General features: G+C 75.2%; 9 protein-coding genes. 6 read left to right on the top strand and 3 right to left on the bottom strand.

Annotated elements, in window-relative coordinates; genetic code table 11:
* Positions 1–30: 30 nt before the first annotated feature.
* The 4 genes from ABT232_RS33715 (at position 31) to ABT232_RS33700 (ending at position 5,588) form a co-directional block, all read left to right on the top strand.
* Positions 31–1,578, top strand: a complete 1,548-nt coding sequence (locus tag ABT232_RS33715) for a cellulose binding domain-containing protein (protein ID WP_351847338.1) — start codon at positions 31–33, stop codon at positions 1,576–1,578.
* Between the two features lie 266 nt (positions 1,579–1,844).
* A complete protein-coding gene (gene rsgA / locus ABT232_RS33710) occupies positions 1,845–2,939 on the top strand; it encodes a ribosome small subunit-dependent GTPase A (protein ID WP_351847335.1) in 1,095 nt (364 codons plus the stop codon).
* A 738-nt stretch (positions 2,940–3,677) separates the two neighbouring features.
* Positions 3,678–5,081 (top strand): bifunctional transcriptional activator/DNA repair enzyme AdaA, encoded by a 1,404-nt coding sequence (locus ABT232_RS33705; protein ID WP_351847333.1) that lies wholly within the window; start codon positions 3,678–3,680, stop codon positions 5,079–5,081.
* A 3-nt stretch (positions 5,082–5,084) separates the two neighbouring features.
* Positions 5,085–5,588: a methylated-DNA--[protein]-cysteine S-methyltransferase gene (locus ABT232_RS33700; RefSeq protein WP_351847330.1), complete on the top strand. Its 504-nt coding sequence runs from the start codon at positions 5,085–5,087 to the stop codon at positions 5,586–5,588.
* Here ABT232_RS33700 and ABT232_RS33695 read toward each other — a convergent pair.
* From ABT232_RS33695 to ABT232_RS33685, 3 genes are all read right to left on the bottom strand, one after another.
* Positions 5,585–5,956, bottom strand: a complete 372-nt coding sequence (locus ABT232_RS33695) for a PPOX class F420-dependent oxidoreductase (RefSeq protein WP_351847328.1) — start codon at positions 5,954–5,956, stop codon at positions 5,585–5,587. The genes ABT232_RS33700 and ABT232_RS33695 overlap by 4 nt on opposite strands.
* A 404-nt stretch (positions 5,957–6,360) precedes the next feature.
* A complete protein-coding gene (locus tag ABT232_RS33690) occupies positions 6,361–6,843 on the bottom strand; it encodes a DUF456 domain-containing protein (protein ID WP_351847326.1) in 483 nt (160 codons plus the stop codon).
* Positions 6,844–6,888: 45 nt separating this feature from the next.
* Entirely contained in the window at positions 6,889–7,875 is a 987-nt protein-coding gene (locus ABT232_RS33685; protein WP_351847324.1) for a helix-turn-helix domain-containing protein, read from the bottom strand.
* 951 nt (positions 7,876–8,826) lie between these two features.
* On the opposite strand from ABT232_RS33685, the gene ABT232_RS33680 reads away from it, so the two are divergent.
* Complete coding sequence (locus ABT232_RS33680) at positions 8,827–10,239, top strand: protein phosphatase 2C domain-containing protein (protein ID WP_450872137.1); 1,413 nt, start codon at positions 8,827–8,829, stop codon at positions 10,237–10,239.
* 81 nt (positions 10,240–10,320) lie between these two features.
* Positions 10,321–12,063, top strand: coding sequence for a pyruvate dehydrogenase (locus ABT232_RS33675; protein ID WP_351847319.1), 1,743 nt, complete (start codon positions 10,321–10,323; stop codon positions 12,061–12,063).
* Positions 12,064–12,155: the final 92 nt, after the last annotated feature.

Below are 12,155 nucleotides of genomic sequence, written 5' to 3'. Positions count from 1 at the left end.
GTTGACCTCGCACGCGCCCGCAGGAGACTCATGCCCGACCTGCCGACCCCTCAGGACGCCACCGAGGCGGCGCTGTTCACCGAGTGCTGGGACCCCGTCCTCTCCTACGCCGACCTGTGCACCTCCGGCTCCGCGGCGGCGACCCGGCTGGCCCGGGAGGCCTTCGACCGAGGGGTCCGCGAGGCCCGCGCCGCCGAGTCCGCCGCCGCGCGCACCACCGGCCGCCGCCCCGCCCGGCTGCCCCGCATCCCGCTGCTGCTGACCGCCGTCCGCACCACGGCCGCCGCCTGGGAGACCGCGGGCGAAGGGCACCTCCTCGACCCCGAGCTGCGGCTGTGGCTCACCTCCGACCAGGCCGGCCGCCACACCGGCCCCGCGGCCCGCCGCCCCCTCGCCCTGCGCGCCCTGCGCGACATGCAGGAACCCGACGCGGCGCTGCTCTGGCTGGTCGAGGCCGAGGCGCTGCCCCTGCCCGCCGCGGCCCGCCGGCTCGGCCTCGACCCGGCCGACGCCGCCGCCGAACTCACCGAAGTACGCCGCCTGTTCCGCGACCGCTGTCTGCGCGACCACCTCGACAGCCCGCTGGACGCGCCCTGCCGCAGCTACGCCCGCCTCCTCGACGCGGTCACCCGCACCCCGGTCACCGAGACCCCCGAGGACCTGTCAGCGCATCTCGCCCGCTGCGTCGGCTGCGCCGAGGCCGCCGCCTGCCTGCGGCTGCACCGCGGCGGTCTGCCCGCCGCGCTCGCCGGCGGGGTGCTCGGCTGGGGCGGCCTCGCCTACCTGGAGCGCCGCCGCCGCGCCGCGGAGGCCCGGCTTGCCGCAGGCCGCCCCGACCTCGCGGCCCACGACCCGGAGCACGACCCGCGCGAGGACGGCGCGTCCAGGGCGGGCGTGGTGCGGGGCGGGCTGCTCGTCACCGCCGTGCTGGTCTCGGCGCTGGCGCTCGCCGTCACCCTGATGCCCCTCGACGGCACCGGCGACCGCACCGCCGCCTCCGGCGACTCCTCCGACCGCCGGCCGGTACCGGTCGCCGACCCGAACCCGTCCACCCCGGCCGCGACCGCCGCCCGCCCCACGGACCCGGCGACGGGCGCCACCACCCCGACCGCGCCCCGCGGCGCGACCGGCCACACGGCGTCGGACCGGCCCGACCGCGGCGACCGCGCGGTGAGCCCCACACCCGACCCGGCCCCCGAACCCCAGGGCACCGCCACCGCAGGCGCACCCCCCGGCGGCACACCGGACCCCGCCGCCGGGTCCCCGTCCTGCCGCGTCGACTACGCCCTGGCCGGCCAGTGGCCCGACGGCTTCCAGGCCACCGTCACCGTCCACACCGACCGCGCGCTGGACGGCTGGACCGTCGGCTGGACCTTCCCCGACGGCCAGCGCGTCACCCAGATGTGGGACGCGGGCCACACCCAGGACGGCTCCCGCGTCACCGCCCGCGCCGCCGACTACAACCGGCGCGTCCCCGCCGACGGCACCCTGGCCTTCGGCTTCCTCGCCTCCTGGCAGGGCCGCAACGCACCGGCGTACGACTTCACCCTCGACGGCCGTCCCTGCCACCGGAACTGACGGCCGTACGCCCTCACGAAACGCCTGGTGAAAAAAGCGTTGACCGTGGCCCCGGGGGCCGGGCTACAGTTGCGGCGTTCCGCGGTGGCCGAACTGCCACCGCCCACGGATTCGAGTGTGTGACGAGGAGGTGTCGACCGATGGCTGTCATTGCGATGGGCGTTGCCCGCATCCAGCAGTTCATCAAGTCCACCTCCGCGGTCACCGGCTGACCTCACACCACTTCTTCCTTCCGTGCCGGGACCGCCCTTCGAAGGGCCTCTCCCTTGACCTCCACCTCGCTTTCCTCCGCCCTCGCTCCCTACGGCTGGGACGACGCCTGGGCGGACGACTTCACCCCGTACGCCTCCGAAGGGCTGCAGCCCGGCCGGGTCGTACGGGTCGACCGCGGCCAGTGCGACGTGGTCACCGCCGACGGCGTGATCCGCGCGGACACCGCGTTCGTCACCCCGCACGACCCGATGCGGGTCGTGTGCACCGGCGACTGGGTCGCCGTCGACCCCGAGGGCGGCAACCCGCGCTACGTCCGCGCCTACCTGCCGCGCCGGACCGCGTTCGTACGGTCCACCTCCTCCAAGCGGTCCGAGGGGCAGATCCTCGCGGCCAACGTCGACCACGCGATCGTCGCGGTGTCGCTCGCCGTCGAGCTGGACCTCGGCCGTATCGAACGCTTCCTGGCGCTCGCCTGGGAGTCCGGGGCGCAGCCGGTGGTCGTGCTCACCAAGGCGGACCTCGTCCCCGACCCGGCCACGCTCGGACACCTCGTCCAGGACGTGGAGACCACCGCGCCCGGCGTGCCCGTGCTCACCGTCAGCGCGCTCGACAGGGACGGGCTCGACGTGCTCACCGCCGTCCTCGGCAACGGCACGTCCGTCCTGCTCGGCCAGTCCGGCGCGGGCAAGTCCACCCTCGCCAACGCGCTCAAGGGCGAGGACGTCATGACCGTGCAGGCCGCCCGGGACGTCGACGGCAAGGGCCGGCACACCACCACCACCCGCAACCTCCTCGCCCTGCCGGCCGGCGGCGTACTGATCGACACCCCCGGCCTGCGCGGCGTCGGCCTCTACGACGCCGAGGCCGGCGTCGGACAGGTGTTCACCGAGATCGAGGAACTGGGCGCGCGGTGCCGGTTCCACGACTGCGCCCACGAGGCCGAACCCGGCTGCGCGGTGCTCGCCGCCGTCGACTCCGGTGAACTGCCGGTCCGGCGCCTGGAGAGCTACCGCAAGCTCAAGCGCGAGAACCAGTGGATCGTCGCCAAGACCGACGCGCGGCTCCGAGCGGAGATCCGCAAGGACTGGAAGCGCAAGGGCGCGGAGGGCCGCGCGGCGATGGAGGCGAAGCGAAAGGGCTGGCGCTAGCCGCCACCGCCCACTCGGGCACCCCGGCCCCGCCACTCGCTGAGTGTGCGGGGCCGGGCTGTCGGCCGTCCGGGGGCCGGGATGTCCGGGTGCCCGGTGGGCGCTCGGGTGTTCGGTGCGGGCCGGGTTGCCCGGTGGCCGGCGTGGCTGGCGTGGCTGCCTGGTCGGTGGCCGGCCGGTGGCCTCGCCGTCCGGCCGTCCGGCCGGTGAAGCGGCCGTCCTGGCGGTGGTCGGCCCGGTTGGTGGGTCGGCGCGGCGCTCGGCCGGTGGCCTGGTCGCCTGCCTGGTGACCTGGAGGACGGTCAGTGCCGGCTGTCCGGCGCCGGGCTGACTCGACCGTTCAGCCCATCGGCCCGGTCGTGTGGTCGGTGACGCGTTCGGCGGCTGGTTATTCGGGCGCCGGAACCGGTGCTGGTGCCGGTACCGGCGCCGGGCCACGGGCTCGGGTCGGCGGCCGGCCGTCCGGCGATGGGTCGACTCGACCGTTCGGCCGGTGGCCGGGTGGCCGGGTGGCCGGGTGACTCGTTCGACGGCCGGCGGTTCGGACGCCGGGAGCCGGGAGCCGGGAGCCGGGAGCCGGGAGCCGGGAGCCGGGAGCCGGGAGCCGGGAGCCGGGAGCCGGGAGCCGGGAGCCGGGAGCCGGGGACGGGCCGGGTTCGGGTACGGGCGTGGGCCGGTTCGGGTTTCGTGTCTGATTTCCGCCAGCCGGGCTGTGCGGCGTGGCGGAGACTGGACTGTGTGAGGGACGACGACAGCAGGTACGAGGCCGTGCGCAGCCGGGACGCCCGGTTCGACGGGGCGTTCTTCTTCGCCGTCGAGACCACCGGTATCTACTGCCGGCCGAGCTGCCCGGCGGTGACGCCCAAGCGGCGCAACGTACGGTTCTTCGCGACGGCCGCCGCCGCACAGGGCTCCGGGTTCCGGGCCTGCCGGCGGTGCCGGCCGGACGCCGTGCCGGGCTCGGCGGACTGGAACGCCCGGGCCGACGTCGTAGGGCGGGCCATGCGGCTGATCGGCGACGGCGTGGTCGACCGGGAGGGCGTCGCCGGACTCGCCGCGCGGCTCGGATACAGCCCCCGGCAGGTCCAGCGGCAGCTCACCGCCGAGGTCGGCGCCGGCCCGGTCGCGCTGGCCCGGGCGCAGCGGGCGCACACCGCGCGCGTGCTGCTCCAGACCACCGGCCTGCCGGTCACGCAGATCGCGTTCGCGTCCGGCTTCGCCAGCGTGCGGCAGTTCAACGACACGATCCGCGCGGTGTACGCCATGACGCCGAGCGCCCTGCGCGCCGCCGCGCCCCGCCCCGGCGGCCGTACCGCCCGCACCCAGGGCACCCCCGCCGCCGGCATCCCGCTCCGCCTCGCCCACCGCGGCCCCTACCAGGCCGGTCCCGTCTTCGACCTCCTCCAGCGGGAGGCCGTGGCGGGCGTCGAGGAGGTGACCGGACCGGCCGGCGACCGCGTCTACCGCCGTACGCTCCGGCTGCCGTACGGGACGGGGATCGTGGCCGTCGAGGAGCGGCAGGACAGCGGGCGGCCGGGCACCGGCGTCGCCCACCCCGGCGGCTGGCTCGACGCCCGGCTGCACCTCACCGACCCCCGCGATCTGACCACCGCCGTGCAGCGGCTGCGCCGGCTGTTCGACCTCGACGCCGACCCGTACGCCGTCGACGAGCGGCTCGGCGCCGACGACCGGCTGGGTCCGCTGGTCGCGGCCCGCCCGGGACTGCGGTCGCCGGGTGCCGCCGACCCGGAGGAACTGGCGGTGCGCGCCCTCGTGGGCCCGGCGGCCGAGGACCTGGTCCGCCGGTACGGCAAGGCGCTCGACGCGCCCTGCGGCACCCTCACCCACCTCTTTCCCGAACCGGCCGTCCTCGCGGAGGCCGAACCCGGCGGCCCGCTGGGCGCGCTCGCCGCCGCCCTCGCCGACGGCGCCGTACGCCTCGACCCCGGCGTGGACCGCGACGACGCGCAGGCCGGGCTGCGCGCGCTGCCCGGCCTGGACGCCGCGACCGTCGCCGTCATCCGCACCCGCGCCCTCGGCGACCCGGACGTCGCCCCGCCCGGCGCGGACACCCCCGACACCTGGCGCCCCTGGCGCTCGTACGCCGTACAACACCTGCGCGCAGCAGGGGAGTGGGAGTAGCACGTGAGCACGTACTGGACGCACCTCGACAGCCCCGTCGGCCGGCTTCTGCTGACCGCCGACCCGAGTGGTGCGCTGACCTCGCTCTCCGTGCCGGAGCAGAAGGGCGGCCGCACGGTCCAGGAGGACTGGCGGCGGGATCCCGCGCCGTTCCGGGAGGCGGCCGCGCAGCTCGCCGCGTACTTCGCCGGTGACCTCGAGGAGTTCGACCTGCCGCTGCGGTCGCACGGCACCGAGTTCCGCGAGCGGGTCTGGGCGGCCCTCCATGGCGTCCCCTACGGGGTGGTGACGACCTACGGCGAGATCGCCGCGCGGATCGGCGCGTCCCGCGCGGCCGTACGAGCCGTCGGCGGCGCGATCGGCGCCAACCCGCTGCTCATCGTCCGCCCCTGCCACCGGGTGATCGGCGCGGACGGCTCACTCACCGGGTACGCGGGCGGACTCGACCGCAAGGTCCGGCTGCTCACCCTGGAAGGGGCGCTCGTCGAGGCCGGGGCCGTGCGCTAGGCGTCCTCCAGCCCCCAGCTGTGGATCCAGCGCGGGTGGATGCGGATCAGCTCCTCGCTGAAGTGGGGGCCGAGGTCGTGCGGGCCGGTGAGCAGCTCGGCCTCGCCGCGGATCTCGATGCCGCGCACCTTCCACGGCCGGACGCTCACGATGTCGTCCACGACCAGGGACAGGCGCGGGTTGACCCCGAGGTTGCGCCACTTCTTCGTGCGGCCCATCGCATAGCCGCCGATCAGGATCGTGCCGTCGTCCTGCGGGAAGTAGCCGACGGGGTTCGCCTGCGGCTGGCCCCGGGCGTCGACGGTGGCCAGCCGCCCCAGCCGCTGTTCCTTCAGATACGCCCGCTCCGCCTCGCTGAATTCGGTCATGCCGATCAGCCAAGCACGCCACCGTGCCCGGCACATCGGCTTCGCGCTTTAGGGGGCGTCTCGCCGATCATGCCGGGCTCCCGGCGTCTGGCACCGCGCCTCGCCGCGTTGTCGTCGGTTGCCATGGCTCCGCCATGCCGCCCTCCTCCGCCTTGCGATGCACGGCACCGGACGCCGCTCGCTGATCCGGCCTGATCGACGAGGCACCCCCTAGGCCGCAAGGAGTACGGGACACGTCGGGGGCGGCGCCGCCGGGCCGGACGGACCCAGCGGCGTGACGGGCCGGACGGACCCAGCGGCGTGACGGGCCGGACGGACCCAGCCGCGTACCAGGTCGGACGGGTCGTCGGCCGGGTCGTCGGCCGGGCGGATGGGTCGTCGGCCGGGTCGGACGGGTCAGTCGGTCAGCCCCAGAACACCGCGCCCAGCCACGCGCCCATGATCAGCAGGCAGGCGAACAGCTCCGCCAGCACGCTCCACCCGCCCGACCGCATCGCCGTGCGCAACGCCGCCCGCGCCTCGCCCGCCCGGCCCAGACGCAGCCGCTCGCACAGATAGACGCCGCCCATGAAACCGGGGATCGCGCCCAGCACCGGCAACAGGAAGAACCCGAGCAGCGCGCCCGTTCCGGCGTACGCCGCCATCCGGGGCGTGGCCCCGCTCGCCTGGAGCCGACGCGGCGGCAGCGCCCAGCGCACCATCTGGGAGAGAAGCAGTGTGACCGTGGCGCCCACCAGCACCCACCAGGCGACCGGCTGCGGATCCTGAAACGCCCACCACATCACCGCGGCCCACACCAGCCACGATCCCGGCACTCCGGGCAGCAGCACTCCGCACAGCCCGAGCAGCATGACCAGGCCGACGAGCAGGAGCTCCCACACTCCCATGAGCCCAGGGTGCCGGAGCACGCGCCGACGCGCAGTCCCACAAGGTCACGGCCGCTCGCGCGCCACCCAGCCCCGCTCGTAGGCGTGCCAGCCCAGCTGGAGCCGGGTGGTCACCTTCGTCAGCTCCATCAGCCGCTTCACCCGCCGCTGCACGGTCCGCAGGCCCAGGTCCAGCTGCTTGGCGACGCTCGCGTCCGTCAGCCCGGCCAGCAGCAGCGAAATGATCTCCAGATCCGTGCCGTCGGGGCCGTCCGCGCCCTGCTCGGACACCCCGGACGCACCGAGCCGCAGCGGCAGCGCGTCCCGCCACACCGCCTCGAACAGGCCGGACAGCAGCTCCAGCAGCCCGCTGGCGTGCACCACGAGCGCGGCCGGTTCGGCGGTGGGATGGGTGAGCGGCACCAGCGCCAGCGAGCCGTCGGCGACGACCAGCTTCGTCGGCACCTGGTCCACCACCCGCACCTGCTCGTCCCGGCCCAGTGCGGCGGTCAGCTCGGTGATGCCGTGCGGCTGGTCGAGCACGGCCCGCTCGACCACCACGCGGTAGCGCACCCCGCGGGCGGACGCCTGCTCCTCCGCGTCGTTGTCCATGCCGGTCACCGCCACCGGGTCGCCGGTGACCAGCGCGCACACCTCCTCGCTCGCCCCCAGCTGCAACTGGAGGAACCGCTGGGTGACCGCGGCCGCGCCGATCACCACCTCGACCAGGTCGTGCACGGCCGGTTCGGAGGCCGCCGCCCGGTACTCCTCCGCCAGCAGCGCCGCCGCCAGCTCCGCCTTCTCCAGCTCGTGCCGCTGCTGGGTGAGCAGCGCGCCGAGCGCGACCCCCGGCGGGGCGGCCACCCAGCGGCCGGGGCGGGCCGAGGACTGGGCGGCGAGGCCGTGCCGCTCCAGCCGGCGCAGCGCCCGCTCGGTCTCCTGCTCGCCGAGCGTCAGCCGCCGCGCCAGGTCGGGCACGTCGGCGGCGCCCACCGCGACCAGCGCGCGGTACGCCGACTCGTGCGTCTCGTCCAGCCCTATCGCTGCCAGCACCGGCCTGCCCCTCCCCGACGATCGGTCCCGCGGTGTCCGCGTGTGGCGGAAAGCGGCCACGGCGCAAACCCGCCGCCGGACATCATCGCCGTACGCCCACAGCCTCTGCCAAGGTGGGGTCACCGGCGCCGACGGGCCCGGGTCACATGCTGTCGCCGGGCGGCTCTCCCGCGGGGGGTGGAGTCGTCCGGCGACCACCATCTCCCCGTGCTCGTACCGCTGTTCGAGGTGTGATCGCGTACGGGATTTTCCCGATGCCCCGTTTTCCTCCGGCCCGCGCGGTGGACAATGAAGGGCATGAGTCAGCAGGGGGGAAGGCCCACCGGTCACTCCGACGACTGGTGGGGGCAGTTGTACGACGACTCCACCGAGGACACGGGGCCCACGCTCACGCCCGACTCGGTGGACGACCGGTTCGCCTCCGCGTCCGGAGCGGTCACCGACGGGCCGCCCTCACCGCCACCTCGTGTACCGGCCCCCCGGAGCGGCTTCACCCCACGAGAGCCGCGAGACCAAGAGCCCCGGCCCCCGTCTACATCCCCCGAGCCGGAACGCCGGGCGACACCACCACCGGGCACGGACCGGCCGGGCACGGACCGGTCGGGCACGGACCGGTTGGCTACGGGCCGGCCGGTTACGGAGGCCGGGACGCCGACAGCCCCGAACGGGCAGGCTCCCGGCACCGGCACGGCTCCCCGCACCGGCCCTTCGGAGCCCCCGGTGCCCGGACCACAGGCAGCCGCCGCGCCCCCGCCCGTGTCCCCGCCCCCGGAGCCCGCCGTCCCGCCGTCGCCGGGATCGCCGGTCCGTCCAGCCGACCCGAGGGAGCGGACTGTGGGTGAAGTGCCGCCCGGCGCGAGGCCGCCGGAACCTCCCGCCCGGCCACCTGCGCCGGCGCCGACCGGATCCGCCGACGCATCGCCGGGCGCGGGGCCGGTCGGACCTCCGGACGTGCCGCCCGTCGCGGTACCCCCTGGCCCCCCGGACGTGCCGCCCGTCGCGGCACCCCCTGGCCCCCCGGACGTGCCGCCCGCCGCGCCTCCGCCCAGTTCGCTCCCGCCGGAGTTCGCCGCGGCCCGTCCCGACCCGGGGACGCCAGGCGCCGCGGCCCCTCCGCCCGGCCCGCCGCCGCTTCCCGGCGTGGCTCCGGCCGACCCGCGGTCGGGCCCCGTACCCGCTCCGATCGGCGCGCCGCCGGGCCCCGTGCCCCCTCCGCCCGGCCCACCGCCGATCCCCGCCGAACCTCCCTCCGGACCCCAGCCGCAGCCCGCCACCCCGCCGCTTCCCGGCGCGCCCCACGGGCCCACCGTGTCGGTCACGGGGCGTGGTGTGCCGCTGGTGCCGGAGGGGGCGCCCGGGGAGGCGGGGTCCGGCCGGTGGGGCGGGGCCGTGCCGGCGCCCTCGCTCGTCCATGTCGGGTCCGGTCCGCCGACCTACGATCCGGAGCCGACCGCCCTGCCCGTCGCGGATCCGGAGGCGCTCGGCGAGCTCGTCCCGGACACCGTTCTCGACGGCGCCCGCTACGGCACCTGCACCCTGCGCGCGGTGTCGTTGCGTGGCGACTCCGCGCGGTACCGGGGTGAGCCGCGCCGGGACTCGTTGCTCACCGCCCGGTTCGGCAGCGGCGAGCAGGCGCTGGTGCTGGTGGCGATGGCCACCGGCGCACGGGCCACGCCGGGCGCGCATCTGGCCGCCGCCGAGCTGTGCCGGTGGATCGGCAGGGCCGTGGGCCGCAGCCATCCGCGGCTGGTCGAGGACATCCGCGCCGGCCGCCGCGGCGATCTGAAGTCCGGCCTGCACCGCCTCACCGACCGCAGCCTCGGCGGACTCCGCGCGGGCGCCGCCGAACAGGGCCTGCGACCCGAGGAGTACGCGGCCACCCTGCGCTGTCTCCTCCTCCCCGCCGACCCCGCCTGCCGTACGCGGATCTTCTTCGGCGTCGGCACGGGCGGGCTGCTGCGGCTGCGCGACGGCGCCTGGCACGACATCGAACCGAAGGTCACCGACGCCACCGGCGAGCCCGTCGTCGGCTTCGGCTCACCGCCCGCCGAGACGCCGGAGGGCGACCGGCTCACCATGGACCTGGGCATCCCCACACCGCCGAGCCCCTACGAGCCGCCGCCCGAGCCGCCCCGCGAACCCTTCCGCTTCCGGGCCTCCATCGCCCGACCGGGTGACGTCCTGCTGATGTGCACCGCCGGTCTGGCCGAGCCACTGCGCGGCGAACCGGAGTTCCCGGCCCATCTGACCGAGCGGTGGTCACACCCGGAACCACCGGGCCTGGCCGCGTTCCTCGCCGACGTCCAGGTACGGGTGAAGGGGTACGCCGACGACCGTACGGCGGCGGCCGTTTGGGAGGCGTAACCGCGCACCTTGTGGATTCATGGACCAAGGAGCCGCACCAGCCGCACCAGCGGTGCCGTCGAGCGAAGGGGCGCAGGGTCCATGGCCAAGCAGAACGTCGCCGAGCAGTTCGTCGACATCCTCGCCCGTGCCGGAGTGAAACGGATGTACGGCGTCGTGGGGGACAGCCTCAACCCCGTCGTCGACGCCGTCCGCCGCAACTCCGCCATCGACTGGATCCACGTCCGGCACGAGGAGACCGCCGCCTTCGCCGCCGGGGCCGAGGCACAGATCACCGGGAAGCTGACGGCCTGCGCGGGCTCCTGCGGCCCCGGCAACCTGCATCTGATCAACGGCCTGTACGACGCCCACCGCTCCATGGCCCCGGTCCTCGCCCTCGCCTCGCAGATCCCGTCCAGCGAGATCGGCCTCGGCTACTTCCAGGAGACCCACCCGGACCGGCTGTTCCAGGAGTGCAGCCACTACTGCGAGCTGATCTCCAGCCCGCGGCAGATGCCCCGGCTGCTGCACACCGCCATCCAGAACGCGGTCGGCCGCTCCGGCGTCAGCGTCGTCTCGCTGCCCGGAGACATCGCCGCCGAACCGGCCCCCACCCAGACCGCCGGGACCGCCCTGGTCACCGCCCGGCCGACGGTCCGCCCCGGCGACGAGGAGATCGACCGGCTGGTCCGGCTGATCGACGCGGCCGACAAGGTCACCCTGTTCTGCGGCAGCGGCACCGCGGGCGCGCACGCCGAGGTGATGGAGTTCGCGGAGAAGATCAAGTCCCCGGTGGGACACGCCCTGCGCGGCAAGGAACACATCCAGTACGACAATCCGTTCGACGTCGGGATGAGCGGGCTGCTCGGCTACGGCGCCGCCTACGAGGCCACCCACGAGTGCGACCTGCTGCTCCTGCTCGGCACCGACTTCCCGTACAACGCCTTCCTGCCGGACGACGTCGCCATCGCCCAGGTCGACGTACGCCCCGAGCACCTCGGCCGCCGGTCCCGGCTGGACCTCGCCGTGTGGGGCGATGTGAGGGAGACGCTGCGCTGTGTCATCCCGCGCGTGAGGACGAAGACCGATCGCCGCTTCCTCGACAAGATGCTCAAGAAGCACGCGGACGCGCTGGAGGGCGTCGTCAAGGCGTACACCCGCAAGGTCGACAAACACGTCCCGATCCACCCCGAGTACGTGGCCGCCGTCCTCGACGAGGTCGCCGCCGACGACGCGGTCTTCACCGTCGACACCGGTATGTGCAACGTCTGGGCGGCCCGCTACATCTCACCCAACGGCCGCCGCCGCGTCATCGGTTCCTTCTCGCACGGCTCGATGGCGAACGCCCTGCCGATGGCGATCGGCGCCCAGTTCACCGACCGCCGCCGCCAGGTGGTGTCGATGTCCGGCGACGGCGGATTCTCCATGCTGATGGGCGACTTCCTCACGCTCGTCCAGTACGACCTGCCGGTGAAGGTCGTGCTCTTCGACAACTCCTCGCTGGGCATGGTGGAACTGGAGATGCTGGTCGCCGGACTGCCCTCCTACGGCACCACCAACAGCAACCCCGACTTCGCCGCCGTCGCCCGTGCCTGCGGCGCCTACGGCGTCCGGGTCGAGAAGCCCAAGCAGCTCGCCGGCGCTCTCAAGGACGCCTTCCGGCACAAAGGGCCGGCTCTGGTCGACGTCGTCACCGACCCCAACGCGCTCTCCATCCCACCGAAGATCAAGGCCGAGATGGTGACCGGATTCGCGCTCTCCGCCTCCAAGATCGTGCTCGACGGCGGTGTCGGCCGCATGCTCCAGATGGCCCGCTCCAACCTGCGCAACGTGCCGCGGCCCTAGGGGGCGTCTCGTCGATCATGCCGGGCTCCCGGCGCCTGGCACCGCGCCTCGCCGCGTTGTCGTCGGTTGCCATGGCTCCGCCATGCCGCCCT

It is taken from the genome of Streptomyces sp. NPDC001532 (assembly GCF_040298625.1).
Taxonomy (GTDB): domain Bacteria; phylum Actinomycetota; class Actinomycetes; order Streptomycetales; family Streptomycetaceae; genus Streptomyces.
Note: the sequence above shows the minus strand (reverse complement) of the source record. Positions and strands in the feature narration are given on the sequence as shown.